This is a genomic window from Streptomyces sp. NPDC002499, assembly GCF_053595415.1.
On the sequence record NZ_JBSFXO010000001.1, the window covers coordinates 938,595 to 961,717 of the forward strand.

General features: G+C 72.5%; 10 protein-coding genes. 2 read left to right on the forward strand and 8 right to left on the reverse strand.

Features of this window, described 5'->3' with window-relative positions:
- Positions 1-43: 43 nt before the first annotated feature.
- From ACWD5F_RS04255 to ACWD5F_RS04290, 8 genes are read right to left on the reverse strand one after another with little or no spacing between them, the layout of a single operon-like run.
- Complete coding sequence (locus tag ACWD5F_RS04255; protein ID WP_451250862.1) at positions 44-7,948, reverse strand: amino acid adenylation domain-containing protein; 7,905 nt, start codon at positions 7,946-7,948, stop codon at positions 44-46.
- Complete coding sequence (locus ACWD5F_RS04260) at positions 7,945-12,783, reverse strand: amino acid adenylation domain-containing protein (protein WP_451250864.1); 4,839 nt, start codon at positions 12,781-12,783, stop codon at positions 7,945-7,947. Before ACWD5F_RS04260 ends, ACWD5F_RS04255 begins: the two co-directional genes overlap by 4 nt.
- Entirely contained in the window at positions 12,780-16,058 is a 3,279-nt protein-coding gene (locus ACWD5F_RS04265) for an amino acid adenylation domain-containing protein (RefSeq protein ID WP_451250865.1), read from the reverse strand. The genes ACWD5F_RS04260 and ACWD5F_RS04265 overlap by 4 nt, the downstream gene beginning before the upstream one ends.
- The gene (locus ACWD5F_RS04270; RefSeq protein WP_402354389.1) at positions 16,058-16,276 is read right to left on the reverse strand and encodes an MbtH family protein; all 219 of its coding nucleotides are present in this window, start codon (positions 16,274-16,276) and stop codon (positions 16,058-16,060) included. The genes ACWD5F_RS04265 and ACWD5F_RS04270 overlap by 1 nt, the downstream gene beginning before the upstream one ends.
- 3 nt (positions 16,277-16,279) lie before the next feature.
- Positions 16,280-16,732 (reverse strand): aspartate 1-decarboxylase, encoded by a 453-nt coding sequence (panD, locus tag ACWD5F_RS04275; protein ID WP_451250867.1) that lies wholly within the window; start codon positions 16,730-16,732, stop codon positions 16,280-16,282.
- Positions 16,733-16,765: 33 nt separating this feature from the next.
- On the reverse strand, positions 16,766-17,602 hold the full coding sequence (locus tag ACWD5F_RS04280; RefSeq protein WP_451250869.1) for an alpha/beta fold hydrolase: 837 nt from the start codon (positions 17,600-17,602) through the stop codon (positions 16,766-16,768).
- Between the two features lie 14 nt (positions 17,603-17,616).
- Positions 17,617-18,903, reverse strand: a complete 1,287-nt coding sequence (entS, locus tag ACWD5F_RS04285) for an enterobactin transporter EntS (RefSeq protein WP_451250870.1) — start codon at positions 18,901-18,903, stop codon at positions 17,617-17,619.
- A gap of 8 nt (positions 18,904-18,911) precedes the next feature.
- The gene (locus ACWD5F_RS04290; RefSeq protein WP_451250872.1) at positions 18,912-20,258 is read right to left on the reverse strand and encodes a salicylate synthase; all 1,347 of its coding nucleotides are present in this window, start codon (positions 20,256-20,258) and stop codon (positions 18,912-18,914) included.
- A 161-nt stretch (positions 20,259-20,419) separates the two neighbouring features.
- Here ACWD5F_RS04290 and ACWD5F_RS04295 point away from each other — a divergent pair, with 161 nt between their 5' ends.
- The gene (locus tag ACWD5F_RS04295) at positions 20,420-22,054 is read left to right on the forward strand and encodes a (2,3-dihydroxybenzoyl)adenylate synthase (protein ID WP_451250874.1); all 1,635 of its coding nucleotides are present in this window, start codon (positions 20,420-20,422) and stop codon (positions 22,052-22,054) included.
- The gene (locus ACWD5F_RS04300; RefSeq protein WP_451250876.1) at positions 22,044-23,096 is read left to right on the forward strand and encodes a FecCD family ABC transporter permease; all 1,053 of its coding nucleotides are present in this window, start codon (positions 22,044-22,046) and stop codon (positions 23,094-23,096) included. The genes ACWD5F_RS04295 and ACWD5F_RS04300 overlap by 11 nt, the downstream gene beginning before the upstream one ends.
- The last annotated feature ends 27 nt before the right edge of the window (positions 23,097-23,123 follow it).

The window sequence follows — 23,123 nt, forward strand, 5'->3', positions numbered from 1 at the left end:
TGCGGGGGTCGTACGGGCGTCTGGGGTGTCATCTCGGGGTCTCTCAGAACTCGTCGTTCTCGAAGTCGTCGATGTCTTCCTGGGTCAGTTCGACCAGGGGGAGGTCGGACGGGGTGAGCCCACCGGCGGGCGAGCCGTCGGCGTGCCGGGCGAGACCGCGCAAGGCGCGTTCCCAGAAGGCGAGCAGGGAGTCCGACTCGTCGGCGGTCAGGAAGGCCTCCGGCCAAGCGGCGGAGATGTGCAGCCGGGTGCCGCCCGCCTCCTCGACGGCGACCGCGTTCAGCTCCAGACCGAAGGCCGCGGGCCGGTCGGGGTCCGGCGGGACGCGCAGCATCGGGGCCTCGGGCGCCAACTCCCAGGCCACTTCCGCCGACTCGGCCGCGCTGAACCTGCCCAGGTAGTTGAAGACGAGCTGCGGCTGGGGCAGTTTCTCCAGTTCGGGCCCGGTGTCGGGGTTGAGGTGGCGCAACAGGCCGAAGCCGAGGCCGTGCTCGGGTACCGCGCGCACCTGCTCCTTGACGCGCTTGAGAGCCGTACCCACGGCGGGACCACCGGCCAGGGCATCGTCGAGGTCGAGTGGGCCCGGGTCGATGCCGACCGGGTGGAAGGTCGTGAACCAGCCCACCGTGGTCGACAGGTCCACACCGTCGGCGATGTCCTCCTCGCGCCCGTGCCCCTCCACACCGACGAGCAGCGACCGCCCCGTCAGGTCCCCGCGCTCCTCGCGCCAGGCCGCCGTGGCCAGGGCGAGGGCGGTGAGCAGTACGTCGGGAACGGCCGCGTGGTAGGCGGCGGGAACGGACGTGAGGAGGGACGCGGTGATGTCCTCGGGGAGGACGAGGGTCCGCTCCCGTACCGTCCGCGCGGTGTCGCGGTCCGGGTCGAGCGTGCGCTCCAGCAGGGGCCGCGCACCCTCCAACGCCTCGAGCCACCAGGGCAGTTCACGCAGCCGCTCGGGCTTGCGGGCCTCCTCGGCGAGCAGGACGCTCCAGGTACGGAAGGAAGTGCCGGTACGCCGGGGCCGCGGGACCGTCCCGGCACGCACCGCCTCCCATGCCTCGGCCAGTTCGGTGCCGATGATCCGCCAGGACACGCCGTCCACGACCAAGTGGTGGGCGACGAGGAGCAGTCGGCCGGGCCCGCCGTCGGCCGCCTCGAACCGGACGGCTTGCAGCATGCGCCCGGCGCGCGGGTCGAGGCGGGCGGCTGCCGCGGCGAGCTGCGCGTCGAGGTCTTCGCCGGTCGCACGGGTCAGCAGGTCCTCGGCCCGTACCGCCCCTTCCGGCGGCACCACCAGCCGCCGCGCGTCCGTCAGTTGGGCCCGCAGCATGTCGTGGCGGTCCACGACGGCTTGGAGTACGGCGATCAGCGCCTCGTCGGTGAGGTCGGGCGGGGTGGTGAGCAGGACCGCCTGGGCGAGGCCGCCGTATGAGCCGTCGGGGCCGGCCGTCCAGTGCATGACCGGGGTGAGGTCCAGCTCGCCCACCGGCTCGTCGGCGGGGCCGGATTCGGAGCGGACCGCGTTGCCTGCCGCCGTGGCCAGACCGGCGGGGGTCGGCGACTGGAAGACCTGCCGGGGACTGAGGTTGAGGCCTGCCTTGCGGGCGAGGGTGACCAGCCGGATGGAGACGATGCTGTCGCCGCCCAGCTCGAAGAAGTTGTCGTCCACGTCGACGCTCGCCAGCCCGAGGACACTCGCGAACAACTCGGTGAGCTGCTCCTCGCGTTCGTTCGCGGGTGCCCGGGTCGCGGTGGTCGCCGTGGTCTCGGGGGCGGGCAGGCCGGTGCGGTTCACCTTGCCGGAGGGAAGCAGCGGGAAGGCGTCCAGAACGGTGAGCGTGCGCGGGACCATGTGCTCGGGCAGCCGCTCCAGCAGCCAGTTGCGCACCTCGGTACCCACGTCACCAACTGCCAGGCAGTATCCGGCGAGTTGCTTGACGCCCGGCGCGTCCTCGCGGATCACCACGACCGCGCGCCGCACGGCCGGGTGCTGCTCCAGGACCGCCTCGATCTCCTCCAACTCCACCCGCATACCGCGGATCTTGACCTGGTTGTCGGCCCGGCCGAGGAACTCCAGCGTGCCGTCACGCTGCCAGCGCACCAGGTCACCGGTGCGGTAGAGCCGTTCGCCGGGCGGGCCGAAGGGGTCGGCCACCCAGTGGTCGGCGGTGCGGCGCGGGTCGTTCACATAGCCGCGGCCGAGGTAGACGCCACCGGCGTACAGCTCGCCGGGGACGCCGACCGGTGTGGGCCGGAGCCGGTCGTCGAGCACGTACAGACGGGTGTTGCCGTTGGGCCGGCCGATGGAGACGGCGCTGCGCATCGCACCCGTGCGGTAGACGACGTGGCTGACGCCGATGGTCGCCTCGGCCGGTCCGTACCCGTGGTACATGATCGCCGGGCTCGCGGCCCTGAAGCGGGCGAACAGCTCGGGTGTGAGCACCTCGCCACCGCACCACACGTGCTTCAGCGACACGGCTCGTCGGGCGAACCCGTCCTGTTCCAGAAGGAGATCGAGCATCGAGGAGACCAGATAGGTGAAGGTCACCCGGTGTCGTTCGACGGTCTCCAGCAGATAGTCGACGTCCCGTTCGCCGCCGGGCTCGGCGATCACCACGCGTCCGCCGTGCACCAGCGGGAGGAAGATCTCGTTGATGGAGATATCGAAGCCGAGCGGTGCCTTGAACAAGGAGGCGTCGTCGGTGTCGAAGTCGAGCAGGGCGCGTTGCCACAACAGCCGGTGCGCGATGGCCCGGTGCCGGATCATCGCCCCCTTCGGTACGCCGGTGGAGCCCGAGGTGTAAATGACGTAGGCGAGCCCCTCGGGATCGACGACGACATCGGGGGCCGCCGCGTCCGGAACCGGACCGCTCAGGTCGACCTCGACCAGGGGTGGCCCACCGGGAGTTGCCGTGTCACCGACGCGCCCCAGTACCGCCGTGAGCCCCGCGTTGCGCGACACCTCCTCGATCCGGCGGGCCGGCCAGGACGGCTCCAGCGGCACGAAGGCGCCGCCCGCCTTGAGGACGGCGACCAGTGCGACCACCATCTCCACCGAGCGTTCGAGATGGATGCCGACCCGGTGCTCGGGACCGACGCCGAGGGAAATGAGCCTCACCGCAAGGGCGTTGGCGCGGGCACTGAGATGCGCGTAGGTGAGCGACGGCCCGTCCTCGGTGCCGTACTCCACGGCCATGAGGTCGGGCGTCGCCGCGGCCTGCTCCTCGAACAGGGCCGTCAGGGTGGTGGACGGCATGGGGCGTGCGGTGTCGTTCCACTCCCCCAGCAGCAACGACCGCTCGTTCGGGGTGAGTACGTCCGCCTCGCCCACCGGGCGGTCCGGCTGCCGGGACAGCTCGCCCACCAGCCGCACAAACCGTTCCACCAGGGCCCGCGCCGACTCGAGGTCGTAGAGGTCGCGGCTGAAGACCAGCGCCCCGCTGATCCCGCCCGCCTTCGCGCGCTCGAAGAGGTGGAAGGCGAGGTCGGTCTTCGCGGTGTAGAAGTCGACCCGCCGCTCCCGCAGGGTCAGTCCGGCGAAGTCCCTTGTCTCGTCGGCCGCTTGCTGATGGGCGAGCATCACCTGGAAGAGCGGGTGGCGGCCCATCGAGCGGGTCGGGGCGAGCGCGTCCACCAACTGCTCGAACGGCAGGTCCTGATGGGCGTAGGCGTCCACATCGGCCTCGCGCACCCGGGCGAGGAGCGCACGGAACGTCGGGTCGCCGGAGAGGTCGGTGCGCAGCACCAGCGTGTTGACGAAGAGGCCGACGAGGTCGTCGAGTGCGGCGTCACCCCGTCCGGCGACCGGCGTGCCGAGCGGGATGTCGTCACCCGCGCCGAGCCGGCCGAGCAGGACCGCGAGGGCGGACTGGAGGGCCATGAAGACGGTGCCGCCGGTCTCGGCGGCCAGGTCGCGCAGCGCGGTGTGCACGTCGGCGTCGAGGGTGAAGTCGATGGCGCCTGCCTGATAGCCGGGAACGGCGGGGCGCGGCCGGTCGACGGGCAGCTGGAGTTCCTCCGGGAGCCCCTCCAGCGCCTGTCGCCAGTAGTCCAGTTGGGCGTCCTGCCCGCCGAGCGACCGCTGCCAGAGCGTGTAGTCGGCGTACTGCACCGCGAGCGGCGGCCAGTCCGGGGCGGTGCCGGCGTCGGCCAGTCGCGCGGAGTAGGCGGTCTCCAGATCCCGGAGCAGCGGGTCCGCCGACCAGCCGTCGGTGGCGATGTGGTGGACGAGCAGCAGCAGGACGTGCTCGTCGGGCGCGAGGGCGAACAGCGTGGCGCGGACGGGGATTTCGGTGTCCAGCGCGAAGGCGTACGCGGCCTCCTCGCGCAGGAGGGCGTCGAGTTCCGCCGCACTGGCGGCCCGCACGCTGAAGGGCACCTCCGCGTCCCGCGCCGGCAGCACGACCTGTCGGGGAGTGCCGTCGTCGTCGGGGAAGACCGTGCGCAGGGACTCGTGGCGGGCCACGACGTCGTTCAGCGCGGTCCGGAGCGCGGTGGGGTCGAGCGGACCGGACAGCTGGATGGCCGTGTGGATGTTGTACGTCGGGCTCGGGCCCTCAAGCCGGTACAGGAACCAGAGCCTGGCCTGGGCGGAGGACAGCGGGACCGGGTCGGGGCGCCGGGTCGGACGCAGTGCGGGGCTGCGCTCGGCCGGGGTGCCGAGGACGGGCGTGAGGAGCGTGGCGAGTTCGGCGACCGTCGGGGTGTCGAAGACGGCGCGCAGCGGGACGACCGCGCCGAGGTCGGCCCGGATCCGGGCGACCAGTCGGGTAGCCAGGACGGAGTGGCCGCCGAGGGCGAAGAAGTCGTCGTGGACACCGACCGTCGGCAGTCCGAGCAACTCGGCGAGGAGGGAGCAGAGTTGCTCCTCCGCCTCGGTGCGGGGCGCGGTCGCCGTGGTGAGGGCCGCGAGGTCGGGGGCGGGCAGGGCGGCGCGGTCGAGCTTCCCGTTGGGGGTGAGCGGCAGCTCGTCCAGGACGACGACCACCGCGGGCAGCGACTGGTCCGGCAGCGTCGCCTTGAGGTCCTGCCTGACCTGGAGGGGGTCCAGTCGGACGCCGGGACGCGGGACGACGTACGCCACCAACCTCGGTTCGCCGGGCACATCCTGACGTACGGTCACCGCGGCCTGGGACACGCCGGGCAGGGCGGCCGTCGCGGCCTCTGTCTCGCCGGGCTCGACCCGGAAGCCCCGGATCTTGACCTGGTCGTCGCCCCGGCCGAGGAACTCCAACGCCCCTTGCGCGGTCCAGCGCACCAGGTCGCCGGTGCGGTACAGGAGGGCACCCGGTGGGCCGTAGGGGTCGGCGACGAAGCGGGTGGCGGTCAGGCCGGGGCGGTCGAGGTAGCCGCGGGCCAGTTGGCTGCCGCCGAGATACAGCTCGCCTGGGATGCCGGGCGGGACCGGGCGCAGGGTGGGGTCCAGGACCAGGGTGCGGGTGTTCCACACCGGTCGGCCGATCGGTACGGATCCGGCGGCGGACCCGGTGCCCTCGACGCACGGCCAAGCGGTGACGTCCACGGCGGCCTCGGTCGGACCGTAGAGGTTGTGCAGTTCGGTGCCGTCGAGGAGTTGGGCGAAGCGGTCGGCCAGTTCGGTCGGGAGGGCCTCGCCGCTGCACACCACTCGGCGCAGGGTGCCGCGCGTGCGCTCCGCCGCGGGGTCGTCGAGGAAGACGCGCAGCATCGAGGGGACGAAGTGGGCTGTGGTGACCCGTTGTTGGCTGATCAGCTCGGCGAGGTAGGCCGGGTCACGGTGGCCACCGGGGCGGGCGAGCACCAGGGCCGCGCCGGTGATCAGCGGCCAGAAGAACTCCCACACGGACACGTCGAAGCTGGCCGGGGTCTTCTGCAGCACCCGGTCCTCGGGGCACAGTCCGTACGTGTCCTGCATCCACAGCAGCCGGTTGACGATCGCGGCGTGCGCGACGACCGCACCCTTGGGGCGGCCGGTGGAGCCGGAGGTGTAGATGACGTAGGCAGGGTGGGCGGGGCGCAGGGGCTCCAGCCGTTCCTCGTCGGCGAGTTGGGCGGGGTCCAGGGCGGTGAGCCGGGCCTGCACGTCGGGATCGTCCAGCCGCAGGGTCGGTGCCGTGTGCGGCGGCAGGGTGTCGCCGGCGGTGACCACGAGTGCGGGCATGGCGTCCTGGATCATGAACGCCAGTCGTTCGGCGGGATAGCCGGTGTCCAGGGGGACGTAGGCGCCGCCCGCCTTCAGCACGGCGAGGAGCGCGACCACCAGGTCCGGGCCCCGGTCCAGGGCGACCCCGACCAGCCGCTCGGGGCCCACGCCTTGGGCGATGAGGAGGCGCGCGAGGCGGTTGGCGCGGGCGTGGAGTTCGGCGTGGTCGAGTTCGGTGGCTTCCGCGATCAGGGCCAGGGCATCCGGGGCCGCGTACGCCTGTCGGTCGAGGAGGGCGGCGAGGGTGGTGGCGGGGACGGGATGCGTGGTCGCGTTCCAGTCCGCCAGCACCCGCGCTTCCTCGGCCGCTGTCATCAAGGGCAGCCGGGAGAGGGCGAGTTCGGGTTCGGCGAGCGCGGCCGCAAGGAGCGTCTCCAGTTGCCGCAGCAGGCGGTCGACGGTCTCCGGGGTGAAGAGGGAGCTGCGGTAGGTGGCCTCGACGCGCAGCCGTCCCGCGGTGTGGAACGCCTCAAGGGAGAGATCGAACTGTGTGGTGTCGTTGTGGACGGTCTCCCACTCGGCCGTCACTCCGGGCAGGCGCGGCCCTTCGAGTCCTTGGGTCAGGAAGAGCAGCATGACGTCGAAGTAGACGGCGCGGTCGGGGTGCCGTTCCGGGCGCAGCCGCTCCACCAGCAGATCGAACGGCATGTCCTGGTGGGCGTAGCCGTCGGTGCACAACTGCCTTACGCGCTCGACGAGTTCGGCGAAGCCCGGGTCGCCGTCGAGGTCGGCGCGGAGGGCCAGGGTGTTACCGAAGTTGCCGATCAGCTTCTCCAGCCCTGGCAGGTCGCGGCTCATCACGGCCGAGCCGACCGGGATGTCGGTGGCGCCGGTGGTGCGGTGCAGCAGGGCGGTGAGTCCGGCGAGGAGGACCATGAAGGGGGTCGCGCCGGCGTTGCGGGCGAAGACGGTGAGCCGGTCGGTGACGTCGGGCGCGAAGGTGTGGAAGCGACGGTCACCCTGTGCGGTGGGCAGGGCGGTGCGGGCGGCATCGGTGGGCAGGGCGAGCGGGGCGGGCGGCGGGACGAGTGCCGTGCGCCAGTGGTCGAGGTGGTCGGCCAGTCGCTCGTCGGTCCAGGTGTCGCGCTGCCAGTGCGCGAAGTCGGCGTACTGGACGGGCAGAGGTTCGAGATCGGCCGCCTCACCGCTCGCTGCCGCTCGGTACAGCGCGCTGAGATCACGGGAGAGGGCGTTGAACGTGCCACCGTCCCAGGCGATGTGATGGACCGTCAGGACGAGCGTGTGGTCCTGTTCGCCGCGGCGGACGAGCAGCGTACGCATGGGGTGGTCGGCGGCGAGGTCGAACGAGGTCGCCGAAGCCGTCCGCGCGAGCACCTCGGCCCGGCGATCCTGTTCCTCCTCGGACAGTCCGCTCAGGTCGGCGGTCTCGAAAGCCACCTCCGCCCCCGCGTCGACCACCTGCTCCGGCGTGCCGTCGCCCGACGCCGGGTAGCGGGTGCGCAGCACCTCGTGCCGGTCGACCAACCCCTGGAGAGCGGTCCGCAGGGCGGTCGCGTCGAGCGGGCCGCGCAGCCGGATGGCCAGGCACACGTTGTAGGCGGGGCTGGTCGGGTCGAGCTGCTGGAGCAGCCACATCCGGGACTGGGCGTACGACAGGGGGAGGCGGCCGGCGTCGGCAGGGCGGCGCGGGATCCTCTCCGAGCGCGCGGGGGCGTCGGCCAGGCCGGCGTTCTCCAGCCTGCGGCGCAGCAGTTCACGCTTGCGTGCGGCGAGGTCGCCGGGGGCGGCCGTGGGGGTCTCCGTCACAGGTCTCCGCCTTTCAGCGGCTCGTCGAGTGGGGTCGCTGTCAGCCGCTGGTCGGGTGGGGTCGTCGTCGGCAGCTGGTCGGGGGCGGGCGTTGTCAGCCGCTGGTCGGGTGGGGTCGTCGTCGGCAGCTGGTCGGGGGCGGGCGTTGTCAGCCGCTGGTCTCCTGAGGGCGTCCTCAGCAGCTGTTCGAGTGCAGTCGCCCACGCATCGGCCAGCCGCTGGATCTCCGGCTCGGCGAAGAGCCGGTCCGGCCACTGCCAGCAGACGCTCAGTTCCTCGCCGGTGATCACCGCGTCGACGACCAGCGGGTACGGGGCCGGCATGTTCGGGTCGGCTCCACTGCCCATGGCGCCGGTCTCGGGAGCGCTGGTGAACACATCGCTGTCCCTGCGTTCACCCATGGTCATCCGGCCCAGGTAGTTGAACTCGATCTGGGGCTGCGGGAGTTCGGCAAGCACGGCGGCCGTGTCCGGGTTGAGGTGGTGCAGCAGGCCGTATCCGATCCCCTTGTCGGGGAGCGCGGTGAGCTGGTCGCCGATGCGCCGGACCTGGTCCGGGCCGGAACCGTCGCCCGGGTCCAGTCGGACGGGGAAGACGCTGGTGAACCAGCCGAGGGTGCCGGACAGGTCGGCGTCGGGCAGGAGTTGTTCCTCCCGGCCGTGGCCCTCCAGGGCGATCAGGAGCGAGGTGTCCCCGTCCGGTGTCGGGCGGCCGAGGGCGCGCCGCCAGTCCGGGACGGCGAGCGCCAGCGCGGTCAGCAGCGCTTCCTGGACGGGGGCGGCGGTCAGCGGGGTGGTGACGTCGGGGCCGAGGGTGGTCCACAGCCGCTGGATCGTCGCTCTGGTGTCCTGGGCGGGGTTCAGCGGGGAGGAGCCGAGGGACGGCTCGGGACGGTTCAAGATGCCTTGCCACAGCGGGAGTTCGGCCGTGCGGCGGGGCGACCGTGCCTCGGTCCGCAGAGCCTCGGCCCACTCCTTGAAGGACGTACCGGGTGGCGCGACCGGTGATCCGTCCCAGGCCGCGGCGAGTTCGGCCACCAGGACGCCCCAAGAGGCGGCATCGGTGACCAGGTGGTGCAGCACGACCAACAGCCGTCCCTCGCGGCCCTCTCCGGGGTCGAACCACAGGAAGCGGGCCACCGCCCCGGCCGCCGGGTCGAGTTCGGCGACCAGTTCATCGAACGCGTCGGGGACCAGCGTCCCGACGGCCGTGTGGTCGAGGTGCTCGGCGTCGATCCGGCGTACGCAGTCCGCGGCGCGGGCCGTACCGACGGGCCCGGCACGGAAGCTCCACGTCCCGTCGTCGGCCTGGGCGAAGGACGCGCGCAGGAGGTCGTGCCGGTCCAGGACGGTCTGGACGGTGCGGTGCAGTCCGTCGAGGTCCATGCCGGCCGGCGTCCGCAGGAACCGGGCCTGGCTGAGCGCGCGGAACGGGCCGCCCTGCTCGACGAGCCACGTCAGCATCGGGGTCAGCGGGATCTCGCCGGTCCCGGCGTCGGGGTCGACGGTCCGCTCCCGGGTGCCGTTGCTGCCCGCGCGCTCGGCGAGTCCCGCGACCGTGGGCTGCTCGAAGACGTCCCTCGGCGAGATGCCCAGACCGGCGGCGCGGGCCTGGGAGACCAGTCGCATCGACACGATGCTGTCGCCGCCGAGGACGAAGAAGCTGTCGTGCACGCCGACCGTGTCCAGCCCGAGGACATCGGCGAAGAGCGCGGCGAGCCGTTCCTCGACCGGGGTGCGCGGGGGCTGCGTCCCAGGCCCGGCCGACCGGGTCGGGGCGGGCAGCGCGGCGGTGTCCAGCTTCCCGTTCAGGGTGAGCGGGAAGGCGTCGACCGTGACGAAGGCGGACGGGACCATGTAGTCGGGGAGTACGGCGGCCACGTCCCGGCGCAGCACCTCGGCCGTGTCCTCGGGAGCCGCAGCAGGGGCGACGCCCGAGCCGTCCGGCGCGGCCGCAGGGCCGGCACCAGCCGACGTACCTGCACCCGCACGCGCACTCGCACTCGCACTCGCGGGCACGACATACGCGACCAGCCGCCGTACCCCCGGCGTGTCCTCCCGCACGATCACCGCGGCCCGCTCCACCGACTCGTGGTCCAGGAGCACCGCCTCGATCTCGCCGGGCTCGATCCGGTAGCCCCTGATCTTCACCTGGTCGTCGACCCGGCCCAGGCACTCCACCAGGCCGTCCTCGGTCCACCGCGCGATGTCACCGGTGCGGTACATGCGGGCGCCGGGCCGGTCGGTGAACGGGTCGGCTACGAAGCGCCCCGCGGTGGCGCCGGGGCGGCCGAGGTAGCCGCGGGCCAGTCCCTCGCCGGCGATGTAGAGCTCGCCGTCGACTCCGGTGGGCACCGGGTTGAGGTGTCCGTCGAGGACGTACAGGGTGCCGCCGGCCACCGGGCGGCCGATCGCGGGACGGTCGCTGAGGGCGAGGTCGCAGTCGGCCGAGTCGACGGTGCATTCGGTGGGGCCGTAGAGATTGTGGGCGGCCAGTCCCTCGGTGGCCCGCAGCGTGCGCCACAGGTCCGGCGGTACGGCCTCGCCGCCGACGCCGAGCACCTTCAACTCGTCCTGCCAGTCGCCGCCTTGGGCGACCACCTCGGCGAGCAGGGACGGCGACAGCTCGATGAACTCGATGCCGTGTTCGGCGAGGAAGGCGCGCAGCGCGTCGGGGTCGCGGCGGACGTCCTCGGGCACGAGGTGCAGTTCGTGTCCGGCGAACATCCACAGCATGGGCTGCCAGGACGCGTCGAAGGCGGTCGGCCAGGCGTGCCCGATCCGCAGCGGCCGGCCGCCGACGGCCGCGCTGGCCGGGGTGTGCAGGGCCGCGTTGTGGGCGGCGAAGAGGTTGGCGATGGCCCGCTGCGGGATCACGACGGCCTTGGGGCGCCCGGTGGAGCCGGAGGTGTAGATGACGTAGGCGGGGTGTTCGGGGTGCACCGGCGCCGACCGTTCGGCGTCGGTGAGGTCGGTGTCGTCCGTGGCGTCGAGGCGCCGCCCGACACCGATGTCGTCGAGGAGGAGCAGCGGCACGCCGACGAGGGCGTCCCGGTCCGGCACGGTGTCCTCGGTGGCGAGCAGCGCGACCGGGCGGGAGTCCGCGAGCATCCCGGCGATCCGCTCGCCCGGCCAGGCCGGGTCGAGCGGCAGATAGGCCGCACCGGCCTTCTGCACCGCCAGCAGCGCGACGAGGGTGTCCGGCGTCGGCGGCAGCGCCAACGCGACCAACCGCTCCGGCCCGGCGCCCGACTCGACCAGCAGCCGGGCCAGTTGATTGGCCCGGGAGTTCAGCTCGGCGAAGGTCAGCCGCTCCCCCGCCCCAACCACCGCGACCGCGTCGGGCGTACGGGCCGCCTGCGCCTCCAACGCCTCCGGCATGGTGGCGTACGGCGCGGGCAGCCGCTCACCGATGCCCGCCGCCAACAGCTCGGCCCGCTCCTCGGGCGCGAGCACGTCCAGTGCGGCCAACGGGGTGTCGGGCGCCGAGACGGTCGTACGGAGGAGTCGTTCGAAGCGTGCGGCCAGTTCCTCGACCGCCGGTCGCTCGTAGCAGTCGGGCCTGAACTCGAAGACGACACCCAGCTGTTGCTCGGCGAGCACGGCCAGGGTCAGCGGGTAGTGCGTGGCGCCCGCGCCCTTGACATCGACGATCCGCAGGCCGGACTGTGCCTCGGCCTCGGCGACCGCCTTCTGGTCGATGGGGTAGTTCTCGAAGACGAGCAGCGTGTCGAAGAGGTCGCCCGCGCCGGCCAGGCGCTGGATCTCGGTGAGGCCCAGGTGCTGATGGTCCATCAACCGGGCCTGTTCGTCCTGGAGTCGGCGCAGGAACGCGCCCGCCGTCTCACCGGGCGGCACGGCGACCCGTACGGGCACGGTGTTGATGAAGAGTCCGATCATGGACTCGGCACCGGCCAGTTCGGCGGGCCGCCCCGCCACGGTCGCGCCGAACACCACGTCGTCCCGGCCAGTGAGCCGGGCAAGGAGCAGCGCCCACATTCCCTGTACGACGGTGTTGACGGTGACGCCCCGGCGCCGTGCCAACTCCGCCACCTGGCCGGTGATTTCCTCGGTCAGGCGGAGGGTGTGCAGCTCGGGCGCGACCGGCACCAGGCCTGCGGTGGCGGGCGAGAGCAGCGTTGGTGCGGCCCCGGCGAGGGCCTCGCGCCAGGCGCGCGCCGACGCGTCGCGGTCCCTGGAAGCCAGCCAGGCGAGGAAGTCGCGGTACGGGCGTACCGCGGGCAGGGGTGCTGTGCGACCCGGGGCGAGCTGGGCAGCGTAGAGCTGGAGGAGTTCGCGGACCAGCAGCGGGATCGACCAACCGTCCAGCAGGAGGTGGTGGTTGGTGAGGATCAGGAGCCATCGGTCGGCGCCGCGGTCGACCAGGGTGAGGCGCAGGAGGGGCGGATCCGTGAGGTCGAAGCGGGCGGTGGCGTCGGCGGTGGCCAGGCGGGCCACCTCGGCCTCCTCCGGGCTCGCACCCTCCTCCTCCCCGCTCGCACCTGCCGACTCTCCGCCGGACCCTGACGACGGTCCGCCGGTGCGGACCTCCTTCCAGTCGACGGCGACCTGCTTGAGGACGACCTGCACCGGTTCGTCGAGATCCTCGTGGAGGAAGGCGCTGCGCAGGTTGGCGTGCCGGGCGTAGAGCTCCTCGGCGGCGGTGCGCAGCAGTTCGGGGCGGAGGGGTCCCTCGATCTCCACCAGGGTCTGCATCGTGTAGACGTCCTGGGCGCCCTCGTCGAACAGGGCGTGGAACAGCAGTCCCTGCTGGAGCGGGGACAGCGGCAGGACGTCCTCGACCAGGGAACCGTCGTCCCCGGGCTCCTTGCTCATCGACTCCTCCACCTGGCCTTGACGTTGTCGAGCTGGGTCGCGCTGAGCTTCACGAGCGGTGCGGCGGTAGCGGTGAACTCCTCCTGCGGGGGCCCGGATTCGTCCCCGACGGCCTCGGCGAGACCGGCCGGGGTGCGCCGGGTGAACACATCACGGGGCGAGAGCCCGAGCCCGGCTCGGCGGGCCCGGTCGGCCAGTCGGACCGAGACGATGCTGTCGCCGCCGAGTTCGAAGAAGTCGTCGTGGATACCCACCCGTTCGAGCTCGAGCACCTCGGCGAAGAGTCCGCACAGGACCTTCTCCGGTTCGGTGCGCGGCGGTTCGAAGGTGCTCACCCCCGTGAAGTCGGGGGCGGGCAGGGCCCGGCGGTCCACCTTGCCGCTGGGGGTGAGCGGCAGGGCGTCGAGCAGGACGACGGCGGACGGTACGAGGTGGGCGGGCAGCCGCTCGGCCAGCGCCCGGCGCAAGGCCAAGGCGTCGAGCGCGGGAGCCGTGTCCGGAACGGCACCCGCACCAGCACCAGCACCAGCACCGGCATCGGCATCGGCATCGGCATCGGCATCGGCATAAGGAACGGAAGCCGCGTCGCGCGTCCCCGGTACGACATACGCGACCAGCCGCCGCGCCCCCGGCCCGTCCTCCCTCGCCACGACCGCCGCCCGGCGCACCCCCGGCAGCGCGCGGGCCGCCGCCTCGATCTCGCCCGGCTCCACCCGGAAGCCCCTGATCTTGACCTGGTCGTCGGCACGGCCGAGGAACTCGACGGTGCCGTCGGCCTGTTGGCGGGCCAGGTCGCCGGTGCGGTAGAGGCGGCTGCCGGGTGGGCCGAAGGGGTCGGCAACGAAGCGCTCGGCGGTGCGGCCGGGTTGGTTCAGGTAGCCGCGGGCCAGTCCGTCCCCGGCGAGATACAGCTCGCCGGTGCCGCCGACCGGGACGGGGCGCAGGAACGGGTCGAGGACGTGGACGCGAGTGTTCGCGATGGACTGCCCCAGCGGGACCGGTCCGTCGCCGCCCTCGTACACATGCATCAGGCTGTCGCCGGCCGCTTCGGAGCAGCCGTACAGGTTGACGAGCCGGGCCGCCGGCCAGCGGCGCACGATGGATTCGGCGAGTTCGGCGGAGAGCGGTTCGCCGCTGGCGATCCAGGCGCGGACGGAGGCGAAGCCGTCCGTCGGGGCGGATTCGACCAGGGTGGAGTAGAGGCTGGGGACTGCGGTGAAGACGGTGGCCCCGTGCCGGTCGGTGACCGCCGCGAGGGCGGCCGGGTCGCCGGTCGCGTCGTCGTCGACGAGCGCCACGGCGTCCCCGATGACCAATGCGCCCAGCAGCTCGGTCAGTCCGTCGATGAAGCTGATCGGGCTCTTGGCGAGACGCACCCCCGGGGCGCCTCCCTCCCGCAACTCCCTCCCCCAGGCGAGCCTGTTGGCGAGCGCGCGCTGGGTGCCGAGCACACCCTTGGGGCGGCCGGTGGAGCCGGAGGTGAAGATGAGGTACGCGGGGTTCTCGGGCGACAGCGGCGGACGCGGTCCTCGGAGGTCGGTCGACGCGTCCGGGGCGCACACCAAGTCCGGGGCGATACCGAGCTGTTGAGCCGTGTCCGGCTCGCAGATCACCAGCCGCGGCCCGGCGTCGCCGAGCATCAGGGCGATGCGGTCCGCCGGGTAGGACGGGTCCACCGGCATACAGGCGGCGCCTGCTTTGAGGACCGCGAGGAGTGCAGTGACCAGGTCGGGGCCGCGGTGCAGCGCGACGGCGACGACGGACTCGGGGCCGACGCCGCGGGCGGTCACGGCTGCCGCCAACCGGTCGGCGCGGGCGTTGAGTTCGGCGTAGGTGAGGGTGGTGTCGCCGTGCAGTACGGCCGGTGCGTCGGGGGTGCGAGCGGCCTGTTCCTCGAAGAGGGCGCGGATCGCGGGGTGGGTCAGGGAGCGGGTGGTGTCCGCGGCGGGCCGGTCGTCCTGGTCCGGCAGGGAGAGCTGGGCGACGGGCCGCTCGGGGTGGTGGGTGAAGTCGTCCAGCAGCTGGAGGAGTTGCTCGGCCACGCGCACGATCGCGGTGTGGTCCAGGACGCTCGGCTGGTGGCTGAACGTGAGGGTGAGGCCCGGTCCCGGCAGCGCGGTGAGGGCCAGGGGGTAGTGGGTGGCGTCACGGACGGAGACGTCCGTCATGCGCAGGCCGTCGAGGGCGCGGGCGATGCCGTCGTCGTCAATCGGGTAGCTCTCGAAGACCAGCAGGGTGTCGAAGAGGACGGTGTGTCCGGCGGCGCGCTGGATGTCCGCGAGGCCGAGGTGGCGGTGGTCCAGCAGGGCGGACTGCTCGGACTGGACCCGGCGAAGCAGGTCCGCGAGGGGTTCCGCGGGGCGCAGCCGGACCCGTACCGGCAGGGTGTTGATGAAGAGGCCGATCATCGACTCGATGCCGGTCACGTCGGCGTCGCGGCCGGAGACGGTGGCGCCCAGGACCACGTCGGTGCGGCCGGTCAGCCGGGCGAGCAGGACGGCCCACAGTCCTTGGAGCACACTGCTGACGGTGAGCCCGTGGGCGCGGGCGGCGGCGGTCAGTGCCGTGGTGTCCCGTTCGGGAAGTTCCAGGACGTACCGGTCGGGCTGCCCGGCGGGTTTGCCCTGGGCCTCGGGTGCGACGAGTGACGGTTCGTCAAGTCCGGTCAGGGCGGCGGCCCATGCCGTGCGCGCGGCCTCGCTGTCCTGGCGGGCCAGCCAGGCCAGGTAGTCGCGGTAGGGCCGGACGCGGGGCAGCGCGGCAGGGTCGCCTGCCGAGGTGTACAGCTGGAACAACTCCCGTACCAGGACAGGCGCCGACCAGCCGTCCCAGAGCAAGTGGTGCGAGGAGACGACCAGTCGGTGGTCCCGCTCGCCGAACACGACCAGGCGGAACCGCAGCAGGGGCGGGCGGGCCAGGTCGAAGCGCTGGTCGAGGTCCGCGGCCAGGAGCCGACCGAAGGCCGTGTCGCGCTCCGGTTCCGGCAGGGCGGAGAGGTCGGTCACGGCCCAGGGGACGCGGACCTCGCTCCGGATCACCTGGACCGGACGGCCGGAGCGCTGGGTGCGGAACGCGGCGCGCAGGTTGGCGTGCCGGGCGACCAGCGCCTCGGCGGCGGTACGCATCCGGGCGGGGTCCAGGGGGCCTTCGAGGCGGATGGTGAGCTGCCCGGTGTAGACGTCCTGGGCGTGATCGTCGTAGAGCGCGTGGAAGACCATTCCCTCCTGCATCGGCGACAGGGGGAGTACGTCCTCCACGCCCGGGCGGGCCGCCATCAGGCCTCGGTCCGGCTCATGGCCTCGGCCAGGCTGCGCGGGCGCATGTCCGTCCAGTGCTGTTCGATGTGGTCCAGGCAGGCGGCCCTGGTGTCGGGGCCGTGGACGCCGGTCCAGCCGGCCGGGACGGGCACGAAGTCCGGCCAGAGGGAGTATTGGCCCTCGTCATTGACCAGCACGTGGAAGACGCCGTTCTCGTCGTCGAACGGGTTGGCCATGGCTCAGTTCCTCTCCTGGTGCGGGGCGGGGGCAGGGGCGGAGGCGGGGAAGGCGCCGGAGAACTGGTCCGGCGCGCCGGGCACCGGCTCGGCCGGGTCGGCGCCGAGTTTGACGATGCGGTTGGCCTTGTCCACGTGGACCACGCGGGGTTCGTGGGCGGCCCGTTCGCGCTCGTCGAGCGCGGCGAAGGACATGATGATCACGAGGTGACCGGGGTGAACGAGATGGGCTGCGGCCCCGTTGATGCCGATGACGCCGCTGCCGCGTTCCCCGGTGATGGCGTAGGTGGTGAGCCGTGCGCCGTTGTCGATGTCGACCACCTGGACCACTTCGCCCTCGACGATGTCGGCGGCTTCCATGAGGTCCTGATCGATCGTCAGGGATCCCACATAGTGCAGATCGGCCTGTGTCACGGTGGCTCGATGGATCTTTCCATTGAGAAGGGTGCGCTGCACCGGTTACTCCCTGGAGTAGATACTTAGGTGAGGCTAACCTAATTTAAGATCGACTGGCGTGGAAGAACCACTGCGGAAGAAGTCCAGAAGCACCCGGTTCACCTCGTCCGGGCGCTCCAAGTACCCGTAGTGGCCGCAGTCCTTGATCTCCCGGTAGCCGGCGGAGGGGATGGCGTCGGCGACCTCGCGGGCGAGGTGCGGGGGCAGGACGAGGTCGTCGGCGAAGCCGATGACCAGGCAGGGTGTGGTGATCGCGCGGTAGGCGTCGAGCCGTCCGGGCGGGACGGTCAGGTCGAGCTGGGCCCGGGCGCCGGGGCCCGAGGCGGGCGGAGAGAACTCGAAGAGCTCCAGCCAGTCCTGGATCCGCTGAGCGTCGTCGAGGGTCGCCGGGGACAGGTTCTGCAGCGCCCGCACCCAGGCCGAGTAGACGGGCGGCAGCTCCGAGTCGCCGTCGTACAGGGCGCGTTCGGCCTCCCGCATGGCGGCGCGCAGGACGTCCGTACGGCCGCGGGTGGCCATCAGGACGCCCTGGACGGCCAGTTCGGGCCGGGCGAGGAGCAACTCCTGGACGACGTACGCCCCCAGGGAAACACCGACGAACCGGCACGGGCCGAGGTCGAGGTGCTCGACGAGTCCGGTGGTGTCGGCCACCAGGTCGTCGATCGTGAAGCCCTCCGGGCACTCGTCTGTGGGCGGGATGCCCCGGTTGTCGAAGGTGACGACCCGGTGTCCCGCCGCCACCAGGTCCGGCACCTGGTGCAGGTGCCAGGACCGGCCGCGGGCGCCCTGGCCCATCACCAGCACCACGGGCTCGCCGTGGCCCTCATCGTCGTAGTGGAGTCGGATTCCGTTGACCTGCGCGCTCGGCACGGGTCCCTCCTGAGTCAGTCGGCCGCCGGGGAGACCTCGGGGGCCGGCGCGGGTTCGGTGGCGGCAGGGCCGTGCAGGGTGGCCTTGCGCAGGCCCGGCACGGCCAGCGCGACCGCCGCCACCCCGGCCAGACAGACCACTCCCCCGACCACCGCGGCCCCGGCCGACGAGCCCAACGCCCGTGCGACCAGGCCGGCTTCGAGGTTGCCCACGGAGGGTCCGGCGGTGGCCTGGGCGAGCCACAGGCTGCCGACCCGGCCCTGGAGGCGGTCCGGCGTGTAGTGCTGGAGCAGCGCCCGGCGCAGGATCTCCGAGGCCGTGTCGCCCAGGCCCGCCAGGGCCAGGAAAGCCAGCCCGAGCCACAGATTCGGACTCAGGCCGAAGCAGGTGATCGCCACGCCCCACACCGCGACCGCGCCGATCAGTGCCCGCCCGGTGTGGTGGATCCGGCCGGTCCAACCGCTGGCCAGCGCGCCGCAGAACGAGCCGACGGCGGGGGCGGTGTAGAGCAGCCCGACGGTGGACGGGCCGCCGCCGAAGTGCTCGGTGCCGAGTTCGGGGAAGAGCGCGTACGGCATCGCGAAGACCATGGCGCAGACGTCGATGAGCAGCAGCCCCGCGACCACCTGGTTGCCGCGCAGGAAGTGCAGGCCCTCCGCCATTGCTTTGAGCGGGTGTTGGGCCTCGCCCGATCCTTCGGGCGGCATCGCGGGGAGGGGTGCGAGGAGCGCGAGTCCTACGACGTAGACGGCCGCGTCGATCCCGAAGCACCAGGCCAGACCCGGTCCCGCCGCGATCACGCCGGCGAGCGACGGGCCCGCCATACCGCCCAGTTGGGCGGTGAGGGTGGTCAGCGCGCCCGCCGCGGCGAGTTGGCTCTTGGGCACCAGGTTCGGGGTGGCGGCCATCATCGCGGGGCCGCCGAGGCCGGCGCTGCCGCCGGCCAGGACGGCCGCCACGAAGACGAACCACACATGCGGGTCGGGCAGGGCCGCGTTCACCGCGAGTCCGGTGACCACGACCGCTGTCACCGACCGGGTGACGAGGACGACGCGGCGCCGGTCGGCCCGGTCGGCGAGCAGACCGCCCGCGAGCAGGCCGACCAGCAGGGACATGCCGAGCACCAGACTCATCAGGCCGACCTGGACGGTGGATCCGGTCAGCTCGTAGATCTGGAGGCTCGCCGCCACCGAGGTGAGCTGGGTGCCCACCATGGAGATCGCCTGGGTGGCGAACACCAGCCGGAAGTCCCTGCTGGAGCGCAGCGGGGCGACGTCGACGACCATTTCTCCGAGGCGCACGCGAGCCCCTAACCCTGGAGTGACGGTACGGCCAGCGGCGCCGGCTGGGCGGGGACGACGTACGGGGCGACGCTGCGCAGTTTCTCGCAGGTCTCCTCCAACTCCCGTTCCGGCGTGGATCCGGAGAGGATGCCGGCGCCGGCCCGCAGCCAGGTGCGGCCGTCCTCCTCGAAGAGACTGCGCAGCACCAGGGCCGCGTCCAGCGCCCCGTCGCTGCTCGCCGCCAGGACCGCCCCGCTGTAGATGCCGCGGGGGCCGCTCTCCAGTCGGCTGATGCAGTCGTAGGCCGGGAGTTTGGGGATGCCCGAGGCGGTGACGGCCGGGAAGACGGCGCGCAGGACGTCCCAGGCGGTGGCGTCGTCGGCGAGCAGTCCGTGCACGCTGGAGCCCAGGTGCTGGACGCTGCCGCGCTGGCGCACGCTGAGCAGGTCGCGCACCGAGACGGTGCCCGGACGGCAGACGGTGGCCATCTCCTCCTCCGCGAGTTTCACGGACAGGACGTGCTCGGAGATCTCCTTGGGGTCGGCGAGGAGTTCGGCGCGCAGCCGCTCGTCCTCCGCGCCGCCCAGGCCGCGGGCCCGGGTGCCGGCGAGCGGCTGGGTGACGACCTCGCCGTCCGCGCTCACCTCGGCGACGGTCTCGGGGCTGAAGCCGGCGACGCGTCGGCCGCCCAGGTTCACCAGGAAGGAGCGGGCCGGGGTGTTGTGCGAGCGGCCGTGCACATAGGTGGCGACGAAGTCGACCGGGAAGGGCACGGGGACCGAGCGGGAGAGGATGACTTTCTGGAGGTCGGTCGACGTCCGGATCTCCTCGATGGCCCGGCCCACGATGCGCGGGTAACCGCCCGCGTCGTCCGCCACGTCGATCGGGCGGGCCTCGACGGCCGGGCGGTCGACGGGTTCGGCGAGGAGGGTGAGCAGGGCGTCGAGGGTCTCCTGGTCCGCGCTGCGTACCAGCACGCTTCCCTGACGGAACCTCACTTCGCTGTGCGGTACGACCAGATGGAGCAGGTCGGCGTCACCGGCCCGCTCGGGTCGGTCGGTGTGCAGGTGGGAGAACTCGAAGGCCATCCAGCCGTACGCGTTCCAGTCCTGGATGTCCATGTCCGCGAGTTTTTCCTGGACTTGGCGGAGGGGGTGCGGTCCGATCGGGGTCCTGGTCTCATCGGCGAGCCATCTGCGGCGGATTCCGGAGCGAGCGACCACGACCTCGCCGAGCACACCGCCGGCGAAGCAGAAGTCACCCTCCCGTTCGTAGACCACGTACTGGTCGAACAAGCCCGACTCCGCCAGTGCCGCGGTCAACAGGAGGGGGTCACCCGGCAGATCCGTCTCCGCGCTCCGATAACGCAGCAACGAGCTACCTCCCTGAACTTAGGTTAACCTAACCTAATTACATGCCGACCCTAGCCCCCGGATCGATCGCCCGTCCAGAGCCACCCTCAGGCTTGACCGAGATCGCTTATTAGGCAAGCCTTTCCTAAACCAAAGGAGCTAGGCAGCGGCGGGAGTTGGGCATGCTCGACGGGTGGGTGACCTGGCCGGAACCGTTCGTTCAGAGGTACCGGGACGCCGGTCACTGGCAGGGCCGGCCGCTGGACCGGCTGCTGCGGGACCGGGCCGAGCGCGACCCCGGGCGGATCGCGCTGGTGGACGCCGGGGGCCGTCGGTGGTCGTACGCCGATCTCGACCGGCGCGCCGACCGTACGGCCGCGGGGCTGCGGCGGCTCGGTATCGGCCCCGGCGACCGGGTGGTCGTCCAACTCCCCAACACCGACGCCTTCGTGGTGCTGTTCTTCGCGCTGCTGCGGGCCGGCGCGGTGCCGGTGTTGACGTTGCCCGCGCACCGGGAGAGCGAGATCGTGCACGTGGCCGAGACGGCCGGCGCGACGGCGTACGCGATCCCCGACCTGCTCGACGGATTCGACCACCGTGGGCTGGCGCGCGCGGTGCGCAAGGCGGTGCCGTCGGTCGAGCACGTCCTGGTGGCCGGCGATCCCGCGGAGTTCACCGCGCTCGACGACCTCGACACCGAGCCGGTGCCGCTGCCCGTGCCCGACCCCGGGGATGTGGCCGTGCTGCTGCTGTCCGGCGGGACCACGGGCAAGCCGAAGCTCATTCCGCGCACCCACGACGACTACACGTACAACGTCCGGGCCAGCGTGGAGGTCTGCGGCTTCGACGAGTCGACCGTCTACCTGGTGGTCCTGCCGACCGCGCACAACTTCGCGCTGGCCTGCCCGGGCATCCTCGGCACGCTGCTGGTCGGCGGCACGGTGGTCCTCTCCCCCACGCCCAGCCCGGACGACGCGTTCGCGCTGATCGAGCGCGAGAAGGTCACCGCGACGGCCGTGGTGCCGCCGATCGCCCTGCTGTGGCTGGACGCGGTGGAGTGGGAGGAGGCCGACCTGTCCTCGCTGAGCCTGCTCCAGGTCGGCGGCTCCAAGCTCGGCGCCGAGCCCGCCGCCCGCGTCGAGCCGACCCTCGGCTGCACCCTCCAGCAGGTCTTCGGCATGGCCGAGGGACTCCTCAACTACACGCGCCTGGACGACCCTTCGGACCTCGTCATCGGCACCCAGGGCCGGCCGCTGTCCCCCGACGACGAGATCAGGGTCGTCGACGAGGACGGACACGACGTACTCCCGGGCGAGACCGGCGAGTTGCTCACCCGCGGCCCCTACACCCTGCGCGGCTACTACCGGGCGCCCGAGCACAACGCCCGCACCTTCACCGACGACGGCTACTACCGCACCGGCGACCTGGTCCGGGTCCTGCCCAGCGGACACCTGGTCGTCGAGGGCCGGGCCAAGGACCAGATCAACCGGGGCGGTGACAAGATCTCCGCCGAGGAGCTGGAGAACCACATCCTGGCCCACCCCGCGGTCCACGACGCGGCCGTGGTAGGCATGCCCGACGCGACGATGGGCGAACGCACCTGCGCCTACCTGGTCCCGCGCGGCGAGGCCGGCACCCCGACCCAGCGCGAACTCGCCGCCTTCCTCGCCGACCGCGGGGTGGCTGCGTACAAGCTGCCCGACCGGGTGGAGGTGGTCGACGTCTTCCCCCGTACCTCGGTCGGTAAGATCGACAAAAAGGCGCTCGGTCGCCGGATCGCCGAACGGCTCAGCGCGGAGGGTGGCGGTGTCAACTAAGGTCGCCACGCCCGTACTTGAGCAGGCGGACCAACCCCCTCGACGGCGCGCCCGGACCCGACTGCTGGCTGTCATGGGCGCGTTGGTGCTCCTGTTCGTGGCGATCGTGCTCAGCCTGGCGATCGGTTCGCGCTCGCTCGCACCGGCCACCGTGTTCCACGCCCTGCTGCACGACGACGGGTCGATCGCGAGTTCCGTCGTCTGGGACGTACGCGTGCCCCGCACCCTCGCCGGGATCGCCGCCGGAGCCGCGCTGGGCGTCGCGGGCGCGCTCATCCAGGCGCTCACCCGCAACCCGCTGGCCGACCCCGGACTGCTCGGCATCAACGCGGGCGCGGCCACCGGAGTGGTCTTCGCCATCACGGTGTTGGGGCTGACCAGCCTGTGGGCCGGGGTGTGGTTCGGCATGGCGGGGGCAGTGATCGCCGGTCTGCTGGCGTACTCGCTGGCCTCCGGCGGACGCGGCGGCGCCACCCCGGAACGGCTCGCGCTGGGCGGCGCGGTGATCGCCGCGGTGTTCACCGGCCTGAGCCAGACGGTGATGCTGCTCGACGCCCAGGCCCTGGACCAACTCCGGTTCTGGAGCGTGGGTTCGCTCGCCCGCGCCGACAATCAGACGCTGACGACCATCACACCGTTCGTCGCGGTCGGCCTGGTCCTCGCCCTCTCCCTGGTCCGCCCGCTCAACGCGCTCGCCCTCGGCGACGACGCGGCCCGCGCCCTGGGCGCCCACCTCAACCGGACGCGGTTCCTGGGCCTGTTGGCGGTCACCCTGCTGTGCGGCGCGGCCACCTCCGCCGTCGGCCCCCTGGTCTTCGTGGGCCTCGCCGTCCCGCACATGGCCCGCATGATCGCCGGCACCGACCAGCGGTGGACGCTGCCGCTGTCCATGCTCCTCGCACCGGCGCTCCTGCTCTACGCGGACGTCCTGGGCCGGGTCGTCGTCCGGCCCGACGAACTCGACGCGGGTGTGGTGACGGCGGTGATCGGCGCGCCGGTGTTCATCGCGCTGGTCCGGCATCGCCGGGTGGTGTCGTCGTGACCGCGGCCTTCTCCCTCGGCAAGGTGG